The organism is Azospirillum sp. UENF 312511 (assembly GCF_058780635.1).
Genome location: NZ_JBSNCG010000005.1, coordinates 254,817 through 274,016 on the forward strand (window position 1 = coordinate 254,817; position 19,200 = coordinate 274,016).

General features: G+C 64.7%; 25 protein-coding genes. 24 read left to right on the forward strand and 1 reads right to left on the reverse strand.

Annotated elements, in window-relative coordinates; all coding sequences use genetic code 11:
• Nucleotides 1-2: 2 nt before the first annotated feature.
• The 4 genes from ACWPN7_RS29640 (at nt 3) to ACWPN7_RS29655 (ending at nt 2,350) form a co-directional block, all read left to right on the forward strand.
• Entirely contained in the window at nt 3-677 is a 675-nt protein-coding gene (locus ACWPN7_RS29640; protein WP_492273593.1) for a hypothetical protein, read from the forward strand.
• Between the two features lie 353 nt (nt 678-1,030).
• Nucleotides 1,031-1,426, forward strand: coding sequence for a DUF6378 domain-containing protein (locus ACWPN7_RS29645; protein ID WP_492273594.1), 396 nt, complete (start codon nt 1,031-1,033; stop codon nt 1,424-1,426).
• Nucleotides 1,413-1,955, forward strand: a complete 543-nt coding sequence (gene dcd / locus ACWPN7_RS29650; protein ID WP_492273595.1) for a dCTP deaminase — start codon at nt 1,413-1,415, stop codon at nt 1,953-1,955. The genes ACWPN7_RS29645 and dcd overlap by 14 nt, the downstream gene beginning before the upstream one ends.
• Nucleotides 1,952-2,350, forward strand: coding sequence for a DUF2493 domain-containing protein (locus ACWPN7_RS29655; protein WP_492273596.1), 399 nt, complete (start codon nt 1,952-1,954; stop codon nt 2,348-2,350). The genes dcd and ACWPN7_RS29655 overlap by 4 nt, the downstream gene beginning before the upstream one ends.
• Before the next feature lie 332 nt (nt 2,351-2,682).
• Here the strand turns inward: ACWPN7_RS29655 and ACWPN7_RS29660 are convergent, their stop codons facing one another.
• Nucleotides 2,683-3,156 (reverse strand): hypothetical protein, encoded by a 474-nt coding sequence (locus ACWPN7_RS29660; RefSeq protein ID WP_492273597.1) that lies wholly within the window; start codon nt 3,154-3,156, stop codon nt 2,683-2,685.
• Between the two features lie 206 nt (nt 3,157-3,362).
• On the opposite strand from ACWPN7_RS29660, the gene ACWPN7_RS29665 reads away from it, so the two are divergent.
• The 20 genes from ACWPN7_RS29665 to ACWPN7_RS29760 all read left to right on the forward strand — a co-directional run bounded on the left by ACWPN7_RS29665 (nt 3,363) and on the right by ACWPN7_RS29760 (nt 19,199).
• Nucleotides 3,363-3,590: a response regulator transcription factor gene (locus ACWPN7_RS29665; protein WP_492273598.1), complete on the forward strand. Its 228-nt coding sequence runs from the start codon at nt 3,363-3,365 to the stop codon at nt 3,588-3,590.
• A 217-nt stretch (nt 3,591-3,807) separates the two neighbouring features.
• Nucleotides 3,808-4,608 (forward strand): hypothetical protein, encoded by an 801-nt coding sequence (locus ACWPN7_RS29670; protein ID WP_492273599.1) that lies wholly within the window; start codon nt 3,808-3,810, stop codon nt 4,606-4,608.
• 339 nt (nt 4,609-4,947) lie between these two features.
• Nucleotides 4,948-5,433 (forward strand): hypothetical protein, encoded by a 486-nt coding sequence (locus tag ACWPN7_RS29675; protein WP_492273600.1) that lies wholly within the window; start codon nt 4,948-4,950, stop codon nt 5,431-5,433.
• Between the two features lie 125 nt (nt 5,434-5,558).
• A complete protein-coding gene (locus tag ACWPN7_RS29680; protein WP_492273601.1) occupies nt 5,559-5,888 on the forward strand; it encodes an Acb2/Tad1 domain-containing protein in 330 nt (109 codons plus the stop codon).
• Between the two features lie 15 nt (nt 5,889-5,903).
• Nucleotides 5,904-6,116 (forward strand): hypothetical protein, encoded by a 213-nt coding sequence (locus ACWPN7_RS29685; protein WP_492273602.1) that lies wholly within the window; start codon nt 5,904-5,906, stop codon nt 6,114-6,116.
• A gap of 1 nt (nt 6,117) precedes the next feature.
• On the forward strand, nt 6,118-6,342 hold the full coding sequence (locus ACWPN7_RS29690; protein WP_492273603.1) for a hypothetical protein: 225 nt from the start codon (nt 6,118-6,120) through the stop codon (nt 6,340-6,342).
• A 306-nt stretch (nt 6,343-6,648) separates the two neighbouring features.
• Nucleotides 6,649-8,856 carry a glycosyl hydrolase family 28-related protein gene (locus tag ACWPN7_RS29695; protein WP_492273604.1) on the forward strand — a complete coding sequence of 736 codons (2,208 nt, stop codon included), beginning with the start codon at nt 6,649-6,651 and terminating at the stop codon, nt 8,854-8,856.
• Nucleotides 8,857-8,866: 10 nt separating this feature from the next.
• On the forward strand, nt 8,867-9,169 hold the full coding sequence (locus ACWPN7_RS29700) for a hypothetical protein (RefSeq protein WP_492273605.1): 303 nt from the start codon (nt 8,867-8,869) through the stop codon (nt 9,167-9,169).
• Between the two features lie 60 nt (nt 9,170-9,229).
• Complete coding sequence (locus ACWPN7_RS29705) at nt 9,230-9,496, forward strand: hypothetical protein (RefSeq protein ID WP_492273606.1); 267 nt, start codon at nt 9,230-9,232, stop codon at nt 9,494-9,496.
• Nucleotides 9,471-10,781, forward strand: coding sequence for a PBSX family phage terminase large subunit (locus tag ACWPN7_RS29710; RefSeq protein ID WP_492273607.1), 1,311 nt, complete (start codon nt 9,471-9,473; stop codon nt 10,779-10,781). Before ACWPN7_RS29705 ends, ACWPN7_RS29710 begins: the two co-directional genes overlap by 26 nt.
• Nucleotides 10,778-12,838, forward strand: a complete 2,061-nt coding sequence (locus ACWPN7_RS29715) for a portal protein (RefSeq protein ID WP_492273608.1) — start codon at nt 10,778-10,780, stop codon at nt 12,836-12,838. Before ACWPN7_RS29710 ends, ACWPN7_RS29715 begins: the two co-directional genes overlap by 4 nt.
• Before the next feature lie 133 nt (nt 12,839-12,971).
• A complete protein-coding gene (locus ACWPN7_RS29720; RefSeq protein ID WP_492273609.1) occupies nt 12,972-13,829 on the forward strand; it encodes a hypothetical protein in 858 nt (285 codons plus the stop codon).
• A gap of 3 nt (nt 13,830-13,832) precedes the next feature.
• The gene (locus ACWPN7_RS29725; protein ID WP_492273610.1) at nt 13,833-14,915 is read left to right on the forward strand and encodes a N4-gp56 family major capsid protein; all 1,083 of its coding nucleotides are present in this window, start codon (nt 13,833-13,835) and stop codon (nt 14,913-14,915) included.
• A gap of 76 nt (nt 14,916-14,991) precedes the next feature.
• Complete coding sequence (locus ACWPN7_RS29730; RefSeq protein WP_492273611.1) at nt 14,992-15,420, forward strand: hypothetical protein; 429 nt, start codon at nt 14,992-14,994, stop codon at nt 15,418-15,420.
• Nucleotides 15,420-15,737 (forward strand): hypothetical protein, encoded by a 318-nt coding sequence (locus ACWPN7_RS29735; protein ID WP_492273612.1) that lies wholly within the window; start codon nt 15,420-15,422, stop codon nt 15,735-15,737. Before ACWPN7_RS29730 ends, ACWPN7_RS29735 begins: the two co-directional genes overlap by 1 nt.
• Nucleotides 15,718-16,050: a hypothetical protein gene (locus ACWPN7_RS29740; RefSeq protein WP_492273613.1), complete on the forward strand. Its 333-nt coding sequence runs from the start codon at nt 15,718-15,720 to the stop codon at nt 16,048-16,050. The genes ACWPN7_RS29735 and ACWPN7_RS29740 overlap by 20 nt, the downstream gene beginning before the upstream one ends.
• Nucleotides 16,050-17,465: a packaged DNA stabilization protein gene (locus tag ACWPN7_RS29745; RefSeq protein ID WP_492273614.1), complete on the forward strand. Its 1,416-nt coding sequence runs from the start codon at nt 16,050-16,052 to the stop codon at nt 17,463-17,465. Before ACWPN7_RS29740 ends, ACWPN7_RS29745 begins: the two co-directional genes overlap by 1 nt.
• A complete protein-coding gene (locus ACWPN7_RS29750; RefSeq protein WP_492273615.1) occupies nt 17,465-17,785 on the forward strand; it encodes a hypothetical protein in 321 nt (106 codons plus the stop codon). The genes ACWPN7_RS29745 and ACWPN7_RS29750 overlap by 1 nt, the downstream gene beginning before the upstream one ends.
• Nucleotides 17,776-18,120 (forward strand): hypothetical protein, encoded by a 345-nt coding sequence (locus tag ACWPN7_RS29755; protein WP_492273616.1) that lies wholly within the window; start codon nt 17,776-17,778, stop codon nt 18,118-18,120. The genes ACWPN7_RS29750 and ACWPN7_RS29755 overlap by 10 nt, the downstream gene beginning before the upstream one ends.
• A complete protein-coding gene (locus ACWPN7_RS29760; RefSeq protein WP_492273617.1) occupies nt 18,117-19,199 on the forward strand; it encodes a GNAT family N-acetyltransferase in 1,083 nt (360 codons plus the stop codon). The genes ACWPN7_RS29755 and ACWPN7_RS29760 overlap by 4 nt, the downstream gene beginning before the upstream one ends.
• Nucleotide 19,200: the final 1 nt, after the last annotated feature.

Here is a 19,200-nt window from a genome sequence, read left to right on the forward strand (position 1 = left end):
CTATGAGAGCACCTGAAAAGATCGCGGAAGAAATGGCTGCGCGCATGCGCGAAAGCTTCGGCTTCGACCTGCGCGAGACGGCTGCTCAGCTATGGCTGTCCAACTGCATCGTCGAGATCATCGAGGATGCTGAGAAGGAATTCTCCATCACCTCCCCGGATGGCCTCCATCCAGACACGGGAAAGCTGGTGCGCGACTTCGCCGGAGCATTGGCTGAAAAGCTGAGGGCGGCGGAGGTCAAGTACGGCTATCTCGACGCTTGGAAACTCGACCACTGGCGGGACGGGTGCGCGGAGGCGTTACTCGCCCACGTCCACAAGGGCGACCCACGCGACGTGGCGGCCTACTGCGCCTTCGCGTGGTTCCATGGATGGTCTGTTACCCCGCCGAGCCCAAGCGAGATTGACGAGCGTCCCAGCGACATCGAAAGCAGCATGATCGCCGCTTCCTTGGGGCATCGGTTGTCGAGAAAACAAGCGGCGGCGCTTCATGATGACATCGTGGCACTGAGCGAAGAAATCAGGCGCCGTGAAGATGACTTGCTGGTCGCCGTAACGGTCAACAACGAGCTTCGTTCATCTCTCGATCGCATCGTCAACATGGAGAAGCCGCCCGGCGGCTATTCTCAGATGGTCGGTCTCATGAAACAAATCGCCCGAGATACTTTGGAGGCGTGACCATGACTGGCAAAGTCCAATGTGCATACTGCAAGTGGTTTGTCATGGAAGGTGATGGCGCGGGCCGCTGCACGATCACGCTCCCGCGCTGGGTTCCCGCTAGTCTCGACAATCGCGTAACCAGCGACCAAGACGGCTGTGATCTTGGCGTCTGCGTCAGGACTTTCCCGCTGCGCTTTTATCCGGAGGCCGTCAATGGATAATCTCGACCTGATGGTCCGAACGGGCGTGGAATTTCAACACGCGGCTCCTGCGCCTGCTGTGGGGCATCTTCGCCCTTCTGGTCCTGACCGACGCCGGCTGGATTGGCCTGCTGTTCTACGTCGCCTCGCGGAATGGGGAGGGCTGACAGCATGACCGTCCGCACCGAGATCCTGTCCGCCGCCTCCTCTCTCATCACCGGGGACCGGCAGCAGCACTACGGGCCGCCCGATGAGAACTTCTCGCGCATCGCCACCGGCTGGTCGGTGATCCTCCGCACCGACGTCACTCCGGAGCAAGTCGCCCGGTGCATGGCGTGGCTGAAGCTGGCCCGCCTCTGCGAAGGTCCGCATCTGGACAGCTACGTCGACGCCGCCGGCTACATCGCACTGGCTGCCGAGCTGTCTGGCGTGGCGCGGCAGACCGAGGACGAGCGCATCGAAGCTCTCGCCATCGAGTGGGCCAGCACCCAAGGGGCAGCAATCGACGCTGCTCTTGAGCGGTCACAGGCCGCGTGTGAAGAGGGGGTGGCCCGTGCTGCTGTGTGACACCCAAATCTCCCTGTCAGAGATCATCGAGCCGTTCCACCCGGAACAGGTCAAACTCGCCGGAACCAGCTACGGGCTTTCCAGCTACGGCTACGACGTGCGGCTCGGGAACGAGTTCGTGACCTTCCTCCCGTCTGACAAGCCGCTGTCCCCGGAGACCATCAGCGAGCGTGACGTCGTGCGGGAGCGCGCCGACAAGTTCGTTCTGCAACCCGGCGCTTTCGTCCTGGCGGTCACCGTCGAGTACATGCGGATGCCGCCGGACGTGACGGGCTTGGTCTGCGACAAGTCCAGTTGGGCGCGCTGCGGCCTGTCCGTCCAGAACACGGTACTGGAACCGGGCTGGCACGGGGAAGTGACGCTGGAGCTGCACAACCAGTCTCCCCGCCCCCTGCAGCTCACCGCCGGTCAGGGTATCGCCCAAGTGCTGTTCGTCCGTGGGGAGCCGTGCCGCACGACCTACGCCGACCGCGGCGGCCGGTACCAGGGGCAGAGGGGCGTCACACTGCCGAGGAGGGCCGCGCCATGACCAGGGTTCTTGTGTGCGGTGGCCGGGACTACCAGGACCACAAACGCGTGTTCGCCGAACTGGACCGCATCCACGCTTCGCGAGAAATCAGCGTCGTCATCCACGGCGCCTGCATTCAGCGTGGGATGCTGTCCGGCGCCGACCGGTGGGCGGAAGCATGGGGCATTGCTCGGGAGGTCCCGTACTGGGGCTTCCCGGCCCGCTGGAACACCGGCAAGGAGGACCGCAAGGAGAAGGAAGGCCCGGCTCGCAACCGCCTGATGCTGGAGAAGGCCAAGCCGCACATCGTGGTCGGCTTCCCCGGCGGACGCGGCACGAACGGCATGCTGCGGATTGCTCGGGAGGCTGGCGTGATGGTGATCGACGCCGTTACGCCGACGAATGTCGCCGGATAGCGTTTCCCGCCGCTTCCGTGAGCGCTGGATAGCATCTGCGCAAAAGGATGCTTCACGATGGCCGAGGTAGCCAGAACGCACTCAGCGGCCTCCTAATCGAGATATTCAATCCGACATGGGATGCTTTCCGGTTGCTGATGCTTCCCGCTGCCGTTCTCGATACCTCCGCTGCCTCTCCGCTGCGGTTTTCTGCCCGCCGCTGGGGCCGGATGGGCCAGAGGGGCCGGAAGGTCCGCTCTCAGGAGGAAGGCCAGCCGCCTTGCGCGCCGCTCGCCTCTCCGCGGATGCCCGGCGCTGCTGCTCACGGCGCCGGGCGGCCTTGTTGTCGTCGGTCATTCGGCGATCCGTGCTTGGGCGGGGAAGCGCAGGGCGTAGACGGTGCCGTTGCCTTCGTGGCCGATCATGGCGACGCAATCGCGCTTGGCGATCTCAGCGAGGGTAACGACGAACTGGTCCAGGTCGTAGCCGCCAGCGGAGCGGAACAGGCTGACGATTTCGCTGACGGTCTCGACCGAAAGTACGTCATCGCCGACGCTGACGTACTCACCAGCGATGCGGACTTCTTCCTCGTCGTCCATCTCGCGATGAGCCCAAACAGTGACGGCAGACACAACGTCGCCGGACAGGGTGGACAGGTCGCCGAAATCGATCTCAAGGGCGCTGGTGAACTCGATGACGCAGCGGCGTGTCTCGCCGAAGTACGAGGCGTGCTCTTCGTCGGTGGTGAACCAGCAAGCGCCAGCGGTGCCGGCCTGGAACTCGGTGAACGCTTCGTTGGTGCCGTGGAAAACGTTGACCGTGTTCATTGCCGTCTCCGTCGTCTTGATGTCCTGATTATGTCCGTAACGCGCGCGCGCGTCAACATCAAAAGCGCGAGCTTCGCATTTTCTCGAAGCGCCCCGCGTCCATTCTCGCCTTGCCGCGGAAGTGGCAAAGGATATACTTTTGCGCGCGCGCGAGCGGGTGTATGGTGTGTTCACGTAGGTGGACCCACTAGATACGGGGGTGCGTGATGCAGGCAGCGAACCAGAGCCTTACCCCGGCGGAGTCGTCCGTGCTCCGCCACCTGTGCGGCGGGGGATCGCCGAGCAACAAGGTCATTGCCGGCCGGATCGGCTGTTCAGCGCGCACGGTGGAGGCCCACATCCGCGCCATCTCGCACAAGCTGGGGGTTGATGGCCGTGTCGGGCTGGCCGTGTGGGCTGTGCGCAACCTGCCTGCTGAGCAGGTGGCCGCATGACCAAGGCGCAGAAAGCGATTGTCGAGAGGCTGAGGGGCGGCGGAGTGCTCTGCGCTATGGACTTTGAGGGAAGCCCTTCATGCCCGTTTTGGGATGGAACGAGGGAGTTCCCTGCCACGCGCTCCGTCAAATCCCTGTACCACTCTGGTGCGGTGAAATGGGCCGGAGAGCCGCCGCAGTATCCGGTTTTCGGGCGCCTCGTCCTGAAGGTCGCCGCATGAGCCGCCGATCCAAGCGCCCCAAGGCGCAGCGCACCGGCTGCCCCATCGCCGACTTACGGTCGATGCGCCCGACCGACAAGGAGCGTCCTGCGCTTGCTGCCAAGGTAGTCGGGATGATGCGGTCAGGCGTCTACGGCCATGAGGACGGCGTGCCGGTCCTGCTCACCCAGGCGCAGCGGATCGCCGCTTCGGATGCCCTGACCCCGGCGGACTGGCGAGCCTACCAGCCGAGCGCCGAAGCTGCTGAGCGATGGACGGACGGTCGCCCCAACACGGTGACGGCCCGCCCTACGGTCTGCCGTGAGGTGCTGAACATCCGTCGCACTGCGACCCTCGACAACAAGGGGTGGGTGTGGAACGCGGATACCGTCCGTGTCCACCTTCGGGCCGCCATGGACACGCTACAGCGGATGCGTTTCCCTTCCGGCGAAGTCCCATCAACCCGCGTCGCCGCCAGCATCGAGTTCGCCCGCACATTCGCCGAACTGATGGAGCTTCTGCGGGATGGAGAGGGCGACATCAAGGCGATGATCGCAGCTCCGTCGCCCGCCGAGTTGCGCGCCCTGGACGACACCCTGCCGTGGTTGTTCGCCGTGCCTGATTGGCGTCATCGCATGGTCGCATCCCTCCGATCATCCGGAACATCATGGCGCAAGGTGGCAGAGTTGGTAAGCGAAGAGATCGACAGGCGCGAGGGCGGGCGCGGTATCAGCCACGTCACCGCAAAGGCGTGGGAAGAGAAGGCGGTCAGCCAGATCGTCAAGGCGCTGAACTCGAAACACGCCGATGCCGCATAGGTGAAATCACCTAAGGGATTTTTTCACTTAACAACTTAGGCCTGTTTACGGCATAAAGTTAGGTATGCTTTCGCGACACGCCCGCACGGAGAAATCCGGAGCGGGCGTGTCTGCATCCGGAAACATCTTTCCGAAACACCGAAACACCGAAACACCGAAACGCCGAGATACCGCAGGCGGCGCAGTCGGCCCCCCGCCGAGATGTCCCCCCATGGCGCTTGCCTGCGGTACCCTACAGGGCCACCGGCCCCACGCTGGAGGCCACCATGCACGATGACAGCGACTTACGCGGAGCTGCCGCGCCGTCTCCGGTGGCGTGACGTGCCCGGAGAAGTGAGCATGGTCCCCGCGCCGCCCCCCAAGCTGACGGAGACTACCGAGACCACGGATAACCGGTGGTTCGCGCCGGAAAAGCTGCACCCGGTAAACCAGGGCATTGGCATCGTCGCCATTACCGTGGTGCTGGTGGTCGCCATCCTGAATTCCGGCAAGCTCAAGCCGCTGGTCATGGCTTACTTGGGGCGAGCGCCACGGGACGGGACAGCAGATGTCCCCGAAAAGCCCTTCGTTCCGCCGACCGAGCCCACTGAAGCCGATAGGCGCATGGACCAGCTCCTAGCAGTTACGCAGGACATGGCCCGCAAACTCCAGCGCGTCGACCAGAACGTCCACAATGTGGTTGCTGAAGTCCGCCTCTTGGAGAGCGGCGTAGGCGACCTGAAACGGCGGATCGGCGACATCGAGGGCCGCTTAACCACGGCGGTGACCCGCGAAGAGATGCGGATAGCCTTGGATTTAGTCAGCGAGCTTGCCAAGGCCCGGTGATCGCAACCGATTTCCAACCGCCCACAGCCACGGGCACACCGCAGACCCCGACCTCCTCGTGCTGGTGACCGCTCAGCGGTTGCCCAGCGGTGGGTGCGTGGCTGCACCAGCATGAGGAGAGCCGCATGAACGTCTATGAAGGTCAGAACGCCGATGCCCGCCAGTCCGAAGCGCCGGCCGTGAAGTCGGAGCACAGCCTGTTCCGCAAGCGCTATCGTCAGCTTTCGGCGGATGAGGTCGCGCTTCACGACGCCATCAAGGACAAGGCGGACGAACTGGCGGCGCTGGTCGCCAGCATCAAAACCATCCCGGCCAAGTGCCCGCTCCCGCCGAACAGCGGGACTCCGGAAGCGGTACTGGCACAGGTTGGCAACAACCCCGGCGCCAACGTGACGCTGTCCCTGCGCCATCTGGAGGACGCCGTCTATCGGGCCGTGAAAGCGCTGACGGCTTAACGGAGGGCTGACGCCATGACCGGACGCTGTGCCGATCCCGCCGCATCCGCCAGCCTGTGGCTGCATCGGCTGTCGATGGTGATGATCATGCCGTGGATGCCGATCCTCGCTGTTCTGGCCGTCGCGACCTTCGCCATCGGCGGCGCGGTCGGCGCTGTTCTCGACGGCGTGCCGGGTGTGTGGAGGCACGGCGTGCAATCCTGGAAGCTTGGCTGGCGCGGAGAGTGACATGCCCTGCAATCGTGACTGCTCATTCGGCGGTGACTGCACCTGCCGCCCCTCTGCCCACGACGCCGAGCTTGCCCGTGTCGATGCGATGGGCCGGGCGCGCCGCGCTGCTGCGATCCTGACCGACACGGTGTCGGACGAGGAAGCGCACGACTTCCCGCTCCGCGACCCTCTGGACGAGGAGTATATCCGGCTCGCCGAGCGCACACGGGGGATGCTGTCATGAAGCCGCTTAGCCAATCCCTCGCCGACGCTGCGGAGATCATCGGCAACCTTCACCCGCCGGGGCGTGGTGCAACGGCCTTCTCGGACAGCCCTTGGTCAGTCTCCCGGCTCATCCCCGCCAACTGGACGGGCATGGTGCTGGACGATCCTGATCGGGACGACGAGCCCACTGTCCACCCCTCCCGCTGGCCCGGTGGGATAGGCGAAGAGCCAGTGTTCGGAGAGCCGGCGTGAGCGGCGCCCCAAGCGACAAAGCCTTCCTGTAAATTAGCAATAAGTAGCGATCACTACACAATTCGAGGCCGAGATGTCCGACCGTACGCTGTTCTTTCTTGAGAACGGGCGCGCTGTGGCGCGTGGGTTCACGCAGTCCGCAGACGGTCAGTGGGTCTCGACGCAGGAGGTCGATGCCGTCTACAGCTACATGCTGGATTGGGCTGGCTGGCTGGATGGAGACACGATCTCGGACGCCATCCCGACCGGGGACGGCGTGACGGTCCAAAACTTCGGCTTCGACGATACCGCGGCGACGTTCAACGTGGCGTCACCGTCAGCCGCCGCCACTCTGTGCGTGCAAATCGTCAGCAGCTCGGGTCGCGTCGATGTGAAGTCTCTCCGCTTCACTGGCGGCTCGTCTACGGTTAAGGGCACCGTGACTCTGCTGGATACGCCCGTCATCCCGGCGACGGAGTGGGCGCCGGCCACCAAGTACGACACGAGTGACGTGGTGTGGGTTGAGTCGACGCGCGTCTACCGGGCGCGGCGCAAGCACACCTCTGGCGCCGTGTTTGCGGACGATCTGGAGGCCGGGAAGTGGACGCTCGTCGCCGACTTCTCCCCGCTCACGGAGCAATTCTCCGACGATCTGGACGCGCTCGACGCGATCAAGCTGGACAAGACGGGCGACGGCTCGGCGGCAACGGTCACCGCTCTCGGCTCCACCACGCCGCGCACCTTGGCGCAGCGGGCTGGGGACACCGTCAACGCCCTCGATTTTGGCGCAAAGGGCGATGGCGCGACCGTTAACACCGCTGCACTGCAGGCAGCAATTGACGAGGCTGTCACCAAAAGAAAGGCTCTTCACATCCCTGCCGGAAGCTACCGCACCGAAAAGCTGACGGTGTCCGGCCCCTTGATGATCACTGGCGACGGCTTCGATCAGACGATCCTCTATCAACACGCTGTTGCGGAAACTGTTCTAGAAGTCGCTTCCGGGAACTTCCAGATCAAGCTGGTTGATCTGCAAGTTAATGGCAATACACGCGCAACGTGGACTGTCAAGTTCCTTGATTATGAGGGGATTGGCTTCCCCTATTACAAGTCTCTCCAGATGGTGCGCGTGAAGCTGTTCGGCGGCACGCAAAACCAGCTTTACCTTGGGTCGCAACGGTTTCTGGCCTACGTGCAGGACAGCGAGATCATCGGAGGCGCAGTCCCGCTCTATGCAAAGAACGGCGCCGATCACCGCTTCGTCAACACGGATATCGCGGCGGGAACCACCACGAACGTGTCGCTCGTCAGCCAGCGGGCCTGCACCTTCACCGCCTGCCACTTCTACGCCAGCGGCGGGGCGGGGGTCACGATGGACGCCGCCAGCTATCGAAACATCTTCCTTGGCGGATCGGTGGACAGCAATCAAGGCCACGGGATCGACATGCAGGGCGGCGCCCAGCACTCGATCACCGGGGTCAAATTCGCCGGGAACGCGCAGGGAGACGCCACGAAGGCGGACCTGAACATCAACGCCGCCAACGTGGCCTTGACCGGCGCCGCGTTCGCCAAGGGAAGCGGGGTTTCTGTCTTCCCAAACAACTGCGTCGTGTTCGGGGCGAGCGGATCGGCCATCGGATCAGCGCTCGCAGTTGGCGACGGCACGACGAGTCCGTTTGGCACTGCATTCGTCGACACACCGTCAAAGCTGGTCATCGACAGCGTGGCGACGAACTGGAGTGACAGGAATGGGGTGTTGGTCGGCCGCGTGTCGGGCACGGATGTCGTAGCCATTACCGGCACCGCATTTGGTGTTGGCGCCACGTCACCGGGGTATCTCGGTCACTTTGTGCGGTCGCAAAACGGCGCGACGGCGGTGGCGGTCGGGAACACAAACACAGGCGCGAGCGCTGCGGCCGGGTTCCGTGGCGATGTCGATGCGGGTGGTTTCCAGTTGCAGGCGTTCGGTTCCGGCGGTGGGACATACGTGCAGCTGCGATCTTTCGGGACATCCACTGGTGGTATGCGGGTCGGAACGGGCGGCGCGAACCCGTTGCAATTTCTGACGAATGACGTGGAGCGATTGCGCATTGACAGCGCGGGGAACGTCACCCACCGCAACAACGCGACCACTATCGTGGATGCCAACAGCCACCTCGGTTTGCGCTCCTACACCGTCGCCACGCTTCCCAGCGCGGCGGCGGCCGATCGTCTCATCTCCGTCTCCAACGGGTCCAGCAACAGGCGCCTCGCCACCAGCGACGGCACCAACTGGCGCTGGGCCGACGGCACAATCGTCTCTTGAGGAACCAACCATGCAGACCACCAAGACCCCCTACGAGCTGCTGGTTCGCTGGGACCAGTCCGGAGCCCTGCAAGGCGCTCACGTGCAGCACCGCTACGTCATCCGCGACGGCGAGGCCGTAATCGGCGAGACGCTCGGTCCGGCCGAGCCGCTGACGCTGGAGACCGCCGAGGACTTCCCGCTGGGCGACCTCCTGTCCCAAGTCCAGATCGACGCCATGGACGCTTTGGCCGCCGCTCACGCCCGCGTGGCAGAGATGGAAGCGATCCTGGCGGGTGGCGCCAATCAGCAGGCAAGCGCGTCCGGAGCGTAGAGGAAAGACATGCCCAGAGGATCTAAGCCCGGAGAGCGCCGCGGAGGGCGGCAAAAGGGCGTGCCGAACAAGAAGAGCGCCGAACGCATCGCCCTAGCAGAGGCTTCGGGGATGCTGCCGCACGAGTTCCTGCTGTCCGTGGCGCGTGGCGAGCCTATCGGGGATCACATCCCGACGTTTGACCAGCGCGTGGATGCGGCGAAGGCGGCGGCTCCTTACTACGCGCCGAGGTTGGCCGCCGTCGATGCCCAGCACAGCGGGCCGGATGGTGGGCCGATCCCGGTGAGCCTGGAGGTGTCCTTTGTCGAGCCAGAGGACGAAAGTTGAGTTCCCGGCCAAGCTCCGCTGCCTGTTCCGCCCGAAGCGCTACAAGGTGCTTTACGGCGGGCGCGGCGGGGCGAAGTCCTGGGGCATCGCTCGGGCGCTGCTGATCCAGGGGGCAAGCCGGACACTCCGCGTCCTGTGTGCCCGCGAGATCCAGAAGTCCATGAAGGACTCGGTGCACAAGCTGCTGAAGGATCAGATCGCGGCGCTTGGCCTGTCCGGCTTCTACGAGGTGCAAGAGACCGTCATCAAGGGCCGTAACGGCACGGAGATCACCTTCGCCGGCCTCGCCCACAACGTGGACAACATCAAGTCCAAAGAGGGCATCGACATCGTGTGGGTTGAAGAGGCCCAAGGCGTGTCGAAGAAGTCCTGGGACACGCTGATCCCGACCATCCGCAAGGAGGGGTCGGAAATCTGGATCAGCTTCAACCCTGACCTAGAGGACGACGAGACCTACAAGCGCTTCGTGAAGGACCCGCCCACTGATGCTGTAGTGGTAAAGGTCAATTGGTCTGATAACCCTTGGTTCCCAAAGACGTTGCTGCGCGAACTTCTGGACCTCAAGGCGAAAGACGAGGACGCTTATCTCACAGTCTGGGAAGGTAACTGCAAACAGGTTCTCGACGGCGCGATCTACGCCAAGGAAATCCGCAAGGCCACAGCGGATGGGCGGTTCACGAAGGTTCAGTACGAGCCGAAGTGCCCGGTTCACACGATTTGGGACCTTGGTCGCGCGGACATGACGTCGATCTGGTTCATCCAGGTCGTTGGCGGCGAATACCGCGTGATTGACTTCTACCAGAGCCGCGGAGAGGCGCTAGGGCACTATCTCGGCGTGTTGAAGGACAGGGCGAAGGAGCGCGGATATGTCTACGGAGACGACTGGCTTCCGCACGACGCCACGCATGAACTTCTCGCCTCGCAGCGGACAATTGAGCAGCAGGTGAGGGCGGCCGGGCGACGCCCGCGCATCGTTCCGAAGATCGGCGTGGCCGAGGGCATCAACGCCGCTCGCACGCTCTTTGACCGGTGCTGGTTCGATGCCGAACGGTGCGCAGACGGCATCCAATGCCTGCGCCGGTACCGCTACGACGTTGACCCAGACACCGGTCAGTACAGCCGGAACCCGCTGCACGACGATGCCTCGCACGCGGCCGATGCCTTCCGATACGCCGCCGTGGCGTTGGTGACGCCGGCCAAGCCGGATCGGAAAGAAACGCCACCGCGAGACCGCTGGGACCGCCGGTTCCGCGACGAAGACGACAACGAATGGAAGACGCTATGATGCAGCAGCCTGACCAGAGCGGAGCCGAGACGGAGCAGGCCCCGTCCGTGGACGTGGCTGTTCTCATTCGCTACTTCGACGAAGCGGAAGACGCGACCCAGGACGCCCGCAAACAGGCGGAGAGGGATCGCGACTATTACGACGGGAAGCAGTGGACCCCGGCGGAGGTGGCGGCGCTGAAGAGGCGCGGTCAGGCTCCTATCGTGGTCAACAGAACTCACCGTAAGATCGACTTCCTCCGCGGCGTCGAGACGCAGCAGCGCAGCGATCCCAAAGCCTTCCCGCGGAACCCGCAGGATGAAGACGCTGCCCGCGCTGCGACGGATGCCCTGCGCTACGTGGCGGACAAGTGCCGCTATCCCCAGACCAGATCGGCGGTGTGGGAGAACCTGCTGATTGAGGGCTTCGGCGGCTGTGAGGTCGTGGTGGAGGCCAAAGCCCCGCCGCGGTCGGCGCTGATGGGCAGCACGGCCATGGCGCCGCAGCAGCCCACGTACGAAATCGTGATCCGCCACCTGCCGTGGGACCGCATCGGCTACGACCCGCACAGCCGCCAGCCGGATTTCTCGGATGCCCGGTATCTGTTCCAGGTCGTGTGGATGGACTTCGACGCCGCCAAGGCGATGTACCCGAACGGGGCCGACGCGCTGACCACGACGATGAACGAAGGCGCGTCCAAGTCGCTGTCGGACACCTACGAAGACCGGCCTCGCTGGTCCTATTGGGTCGACGCACAGCGCCGCCGGGTTCGCATCGTCAAGATGTGGCACAAGGACGGGGCAGGGGCGTGGGCCTGCACGACGTTCACGATGTCAGGCGCCCTTGATCACGTCCCGTCGCCCTACCAGGATGAGGACGGCCAGTCCTGCCACGACATGGTACTGCAGTCCGCCTATGTGGACCGCGACAACAACCGATACGGCGCTGTCCGTGAGCTGATCAGCCTGCAGGACGAGATCAACCACCGCCGATCAAAGGCGCTCCATCTGCTGAGCGTGCGCCAGACGTTCGGAAACGACCGGGCTATTCAGGACGTCGACGCCGCCCGCCGGCAGCTTGCACGACCTGACGGTCATGTGAAGATCGTGGACGGCGAGTTCGGGCGCGACTTCGGCGTCCTCCCCACGGGGGACATGGCGAGCGGCCAGTTTGAGTTGCTTCGCCACGCGACGGAGGAGTTCGAGGTTGCTGGCCCGAATGCCGCGATGTCCGGGAAAAGCGGCTCCAGCCAATCGGGACGGGCGATCCTAGCGCAGCAGCAGGGCGGATACATCGAGCTTGGCCCGCTGACGGATCGGCTCCGGGACTTCGACCTTCGCGTCTACCGGGCCGTCTGGAACCGGGTGCGCCAGTTCTGGACGGAAGAGCGGTGGGTCCGCGTCACGGACGACGAGCGCAACGTCCGTTTCGTCGGGATGAACCGCCCTGTGACAGCCGGAGAGGCGTTCGCCAAACAGCTTGAGCAGCAGGGCATTCCGCCGGAGCAGATCAAGGCCGAGATGCAGGCCATGGCGAACGACCCACGGCTTTCCCAGCGACTGTCCCAGGTCGTCGGTTATGAGAACGTCCCGGCCGAAATGGACATGGACGTGATCATCGAGGCGGCCCCGGACACGGTGACGGCGCAGCAGGAGGCCTACGCCGACCTTCTCGACCTTGCCCGCTCCGGGACGGTCCAGATCCCGCCCGAAGTCATCATCGAGGCCAGCCCGTTCCGCAACAAGGGCAAGCTTCTGGAGATGCTTCGCAAGCCGCAGGAGGACCCGCAGGCACAGCAAATGCAGGCCATGGGGCAAGAGCTTCAGCTTCGAGGTGTGGCGGCGCAGGTTCGCGCTACGGAGGCCAAGGCCGCCAAGGACGAAGCGGACGCCGCGGCGAAGGTCGCGGAGATCCAGCGTGGTCCGGAAGCCCCGCAGGCTCCGTCCACGCTCGATCAAGCGCAGAAGGTGGCGGATATTCGCCACAAGGACGCGCAGACGGCGAAGATCGAAGCCGAGGCCGTGGCCCGCATGATCGAGGCAACTCAGCCGGTGCCGACCGTCTGGAAGGCCGGATAATCGAACACACACGAGACACGAGAAGGGCCGTCCTCTGGGGCGGCCTTTTTCTTTGGGTGCCGCCGACCCATGACGGGCGATCCCCTGACGCCGAGGGTTCCGGGCGATGGAGTACAGAGCAGTGAGCACACCGTTGGACGAGATTTTCGGACAAGCCTCCGCCCAAGCTGAAGCCGCGCCGCCCGTCGATACCGCCCCCGTGGTGGAGCAGACGGCCCCGGTTGCCGCTGAGCCTGTGACGGAGACCAAGGGCGAAACGGCCATCCCCGGCCAGCCGCGCGACGAGCACGGGCGCTTTGCCCCGAACGCCACCGCGCCGGCCGAACCGGTGAAGACCGACGCGGCGCCGCCTGCCGCAAAGCCGGAACCGTCACACATCCCGATCACTGCGCTGCTAGACGAACGGGAAAAGCGACAGGCCGCACAGAAGCAGTTGGACGAACTGCTCCGCTGGAAGGCGGAACAGGAAGCCAAGGCCGCTCAGCCTGCCGAACAGCCGAAGGCCCCGGACCTCTACCAAGACCCGGAAGCCTTCACGAAGCACTTCGAACAGCAGGTGGAGCAGAGGCTAACTCAACAGCGCCTCACGCTGTCCGAAAGCTGGGCCAAGCGAAACCACGCCGACTACGACGACACCATGAGGGTGTTCGAGGGTATGGCGCAGGCCAACCCGGCCATGGTGAAGCAGATGCTCGCCGAAGCCGATCCGGCAGAATGGGCCTACCAGCAAGCCGCGCAGCACAAGCGCATGCAGGAGATCGGGACAGACCCCGACGCATGGGCGAAGCGCCGCGCCTTGGAATTGCTGGAGCAGGACGAAGCGCTTCGGGCCGAGATCGTCGGCAAGTACGCGCCTCAGCCGGCACCAACCCACGCCACCCCTCCCGTTCAGCTTCCACCCTCCCTGGCAACGGTCACAAGCCCCGCAGCGCGCGCCGCTGCCGCTTGGCAAGGACCGACGCCGCTCGAAACTCTTTTCCCCAGGAGATAACAAATGGCGAACACTACCGCCGCGACCGGACTTACTCCCCAGCAGTGGGACGACAAGTTCTTCGTCGAGTACGTCAAGCAGTCCATCTTCAAGCCCTATATGGGCATGGACGAGTCCTCCGTTATCCAGGTCAAGGAAGACCTGGAGAAGAAGAACGGCGACAGCGTGACTTTCGCTCTTGTCCACAAGCTGCGGGGCGGTGGCGTCACCGGCTCCAACACGCTGGAGGGCAACGAAGAGCGCCTGGACACCCGTTCCCAGCGCGTGATCGTGGACCAGATCCGCAACGGCGTGATCGTCCCGATGCTCGAAGAGCAGTACAGCGCCATCAACCTGCGCAACGCCGGCCGCTCGGTGCTGAAGACCTGGATCATGGAGAGGACCCGCGACGACATCATCCAGGCGATGATGTCTATCAACGGCAAGCTCTATGCCGCCGCGACCGAGGCGCAGAAAGACGCGTGGCTGGCCGACAACGCCGACCGCGTGCTGTTCGGCTCCTCGGTCGGCAACAACAGCGGGAACGACCATTCCGCGTCGCTGGCGAACATCGACAACACGGCCGACAAGCTGACGGCATCGGCTGTGTCCCTTCTGAAGCGCCGGGCGAAGCTGTGCTCTCCGAAGATCCGGCCCATCCGAGTGGAGGACGACAAGGAGTACTTCGTCCTGTTCGCGAACTCGCTGGCCTTCCGCGACCTGAAGAACGACACGGCCATCACCCAGGCACAGCGTGAAGCTCTGGAGCGCGGCCCGAGCAACACGATCTTCACGGGCGGCGACCTCTATTGGGACGGCGTCGTCGTCAAGGAACTGGAGGACATCCCCTCCTTGGGAGGTGTCGGTGCCGGCGGCATCAACGTTGCCCCGGTGTTCCTGTGCGGCGCTCAGTCCGTGGGCGTGGCGTGGGCGCAGAAGACGAAGAGCGCCGAGGACACCCGCGACTATGGCGACAAGCGCGGTATCGCCATCGGCGAGGTTCGTGGCATCGAGAAGCTGCGCTTCGGAACCGGCTCCGGCGACACGGACACCCCGAAGGACTCTGGCATCGTGACCGGGTACTTCGCGGCCGTCGCCGACGCCTGATCCTGACCGACCAACACCACTGACCCAGCGATAAGGCGCCCTCTGCGGCGCCTTTCGCTATTCTGGGAGACAAGACATGGCTTCGACTTTCACCGCGGACGCCGCCAAGACGACCGCCCCCGCCTACTACGGGGGCGGCAAGATGGCCTGCGTGGCTTACGGAACCTACGAAATCAGTGCGGCCCTCGTGGTCAACGACGTGATCCAGATGGTTCGCCTTCCCAAGGGCGCGGTCATCACGGGCGTCACGCTGGGCACTGACGACCTCGATACCGGCGGCTCTCCGGCCATCGTTCTCGACGTCGGCGACGGCGGCGACGCCGACCGCTACATCGACGGCGCCACGGTCGGGCAGGCCGGCGGCGTCACCTCCTCCATGATGATGACCGGCTTCGGCTACGCCCTGACCGCCGAAGACACCATCGACGTGCTGGTGCAGGTCGCTCCGGCCACGGGCGCCACGACCGGGACGGTTTCCCTGGCCGTCACCTACTACACGCCGTGATGAGCGCCTTTCGCTTCATCGGTGACCCGCGGGGAGAGCCCCCGCGGGACATCACCGCTTTCGGCATCTCCTTCCCGGCTGGTGAAGCGGTGGAGGTGCTGGACGAGCACGTGGCGGCCAAGCTGCGCGGCAACAGCCACTTCGCGGAAGATGGGCCGGTGAAGCGTGTGGCCGGTCCGAACTTCGACGGCATGGACAAGGAGGCCCTGGAGGCTTTCGCCCGCGAGCGCTTCGGCGTCGACATCGACAAGCGCAAGGGCGTCGACCGTCTGCGCGCTGAACTGAAGGCCATGCACTATGGCGATCACGAAGGCTGACCTTCGGACGGCCGTGCTTCGCCGTCTCGGCATCATCGCGGCGGGGGAAACCCCGTCCGTTGAAGACGCCGAGACGGTCGAAGCGACCATCTCGCGCGTGCACGCGGAGCTGCAGGCGGATGGCATCGCCTACTGGTCGGTAAACGCGACCCCTGATGGCGTCGCTGAGCCGCTTATCTATCTGATCGCGGCCTATATCGCCCCGGAATTCGGCATCCCCGCTGGCGATCCCTCTCCCTTCATGCGCCGGCTGCGCTCGCTCACCAGCATGCAGTCCGACGCGACGCAGGTTATCAGCGCGGAGAACTTCTAATGGCACGCGTCCCCATCGGCCTCGGTCTCCAGAGCTACCAGAACAGCAGCCTTCCCGTATCGGCGCAGCGCTGCGTGAACTGGTTTGCAGAGCAGGCCCCGGCGGGGGCGTCAACCCAGGTCGCGCTAGTGCCAACGCCGGGTCTTTCCCTGTTCGCCACGTGCGGGGACGGCCCGGTGCGCGGCCTCCACGCGGCCAAGGGCGTGCTCTACGCTGTGAGCGGAAAGAAGCTCTACACCGTGGCGTCTGATGGGACCGTAACGGAGCGCGGGGCGATCCCGGAGTATGGCCGGGTCTCCATGGCGGACAACGGCACACAGGTGGTGATCGTCACAGACGACGGCGCCGGCTACGTCTACGACATCGCCGCGGCGACGGTGAACAAGATCACCGATCCGGATTGGCGGCCGGCGGGCGCCTGTGCGTTTTTGGACCAATACGTCATCTTCAGCGAGTTGAGCAGCGGACGGTTCTTCATCTCGGCCTTGGGCGATGCGACGAGCTACGACGCCTTGGACTTCGCCACCGCGGAGAGCGCGCCGGACGACACGGTGACGCTGACCGTAGACCACCGCGAGCTTTGGCTGTTTGGAACCAACACCATCGAGATTTGGACAGACACAGGTGCCGCGGCGTTCCCATTTGAGCGCATTTCGACCGGCATCATTGAGCGTGGGTGCGGCGCTGCCGGCAGCGTCGCGAAACTCGACAACAGCGTCTTTTGGCTCGGCGAGGATGGGGCAGTCTATCGGGCTGAGGGCTACACGCCGCTGCGGATCAGCACCCACGCCATCGAGGACGCGATTGTCCGGTACGGGACCTTCGCCGACGCGGAGGCATTTGCCCACAACGACCGCGGGCACCCCTTCTACGTGATCACCTTCCCAGGCGCCGGGGTGACGTGGGTCTACGACGTGGCGACGGGTTTCTGGCACGAGCGCCACAGCGGAACCGATCCGGACTGCCGGGGCCGGTGGCGGGCCTCCTGCTACGCCAGGGCCTACGGGAAGCACATCGTCGGCGACTTCGAGAACGGCAAGCTCTACCGCATGGACCCGGATGGCTACACAGAGGATGGCGAAGCGGTGCGGCGCGTCTCCGACACCCCATACGTCGAGGACGATGGCAAGCGCCTCATGGTGCACGGCTTCGAACTGATGATGGATGCCGGAACTGCCCTTCCCACCGGCCAGGGCAGCGACCCGCAGGTGATGTTGCAGTGGTCCGACGACGGCGGGCGGACGTGGGGCGCTGAGCTGTGGCGCCCCCTAGGCCGCATCGGTGCCTATGAGGCGCGCACCCGCTGGCACCGGCTCGGACAGACCCGCAAGCGCATTTTCCGCGTGGCCGTGGCCGATCCGGTCAAGGCGGTGGTCCTGAAGGCATTCGCCGAAATCTCGCAGGGGATGACCTGATGGCGATCCCTCTTCCAGGCCGCGCCGCGATTGTCGATCTGAAGTCCGGACGCCTGACGGCGGAAGGGCAGCGGTGGGTATCGGATCTGTCATCGGTAATCCAGCCAACTGCGCCGCTGGAAGCGGCCATAGTCTCCCTAACCGCGACGGTCAACAGCCAAGGGGCCACGCTGACGGCGCTCAGCGGGACGGTCTCGACGCTGAGCGGGACGGTTACTGCCCAAGGCGTCACGATTGCCACTCACACAGCCGATATCGCGACGCTTCAGCAGCGTGCCGCAGACCTTGAGACGATGGAGGCGTTGACCCGATGGCTGTGATCCCCAAGAGACTCCACCAGGGTCAACCCGGCTTGACGGCGGCTCTGCTCTACACGACCCCCAGCGGGCGGGCGGCGACCGTCCACCGCGCCATCGTCTGCAACCCTACGGCTGGGGCGGTGACGCTAACCCTTCACGCTCTGTCGGAAACGCAGGACGAAACCGATGCGGACGCCACCAACGAAATCGTGCACGAGCGGAGCATTGCCGCCGGAGCGACCGAGATCCTAGCCGAAGTGACCGGAGCGGTGTTCGAGGCGGGCCATTCCCTGTGCGGCCTAGCCGATACGGCCGGAAGCCTGACACTGACGGTATGGGGGAGCGAGATCGCATGACCGACGCTCCTCCCTTCGTCATTTTCGGCCTGCCTCGGTCCCGCACGGCGTGGCTGGCGCGCTTCCTGTCCTACGGCGGCTGGCACTGTGGTCACGAGGAACTGCGCCACGCCCGCAGCCTGGATGATGTGCGCTCCTGGCTCGCTCAGCCCTGCACGGGCACGGCTGAGACCGCGGCGGCGCCGTGGTGGAGACTGGCCCGGCATCTCCGGCCCGATCTGCGGGTGGTGGTTGTGCGGCGCGATGTTGGGGACGCGACTGACAGCCTCATGCGGCTTGGTCTGTTCGATGACCGTGCGGCGGTGGAACGGCTCATGGTCCGCTTGGACCGCAAGCTAGAGCAGATCAGCCGGCGGGTTCCGGGCGCGCTGTCGGTGCGTTTCGAGGATCTGGAGAGGGAAGAGACCTGCGCCGCGGTCTTTGAACACTGTCTCGGCCTTTCGCACGATCCGGCATGGTGGCGGCATTGGTCGCCGATCAATGTCCAGTGCGACATGCGGGCCATCGTCCGGTACTGTCACGCCTTCGCGCCGCAACTGGATAAGCTGTCCAAGGTCGCCAAGCACCAATCGCTGGCGCTGATGTCGAGCGGAGAACCCGTCGAAATGGACGGCGTGACAATCCAGGCGGAGCCTTTCGACATATGGCTCCGCGATGCGGAGAAGCTCTTTGACACGCATCTGGTTTCGGTCGGAGAGGCCCCTGGCGACTGGCGCGGGAAGAACATCCCTCTGCTGCGGGCGCTTGAAGGTCTTGGCTGCATGCAGATCATGACCGCCCGGTGCAATGGGCGGATGGCCGGCTACCTCATGGCGGTGATTTCGCCATCGCTGGAGGCCCCGGACACTACTTTGGCGCAACACCTCACCTTCTACGCCGACCCGGCCTTTCGTGGGGTCGGCATCCGCTTGCAGCGCGCGTCTATTGAGGCCCTGCGCCAGCGAGGTGTGGACGAAGTGTTCTTGCGGGCCGGAACGCGTGGCGACGGCCCTCGCATGGCCCCGCTGTACCGCCGGCTGGGTGGCGAAGATTTTGGACAGCTTTTCCGCATTGGCTTGACCGATCTGAAGGAGATGTAAC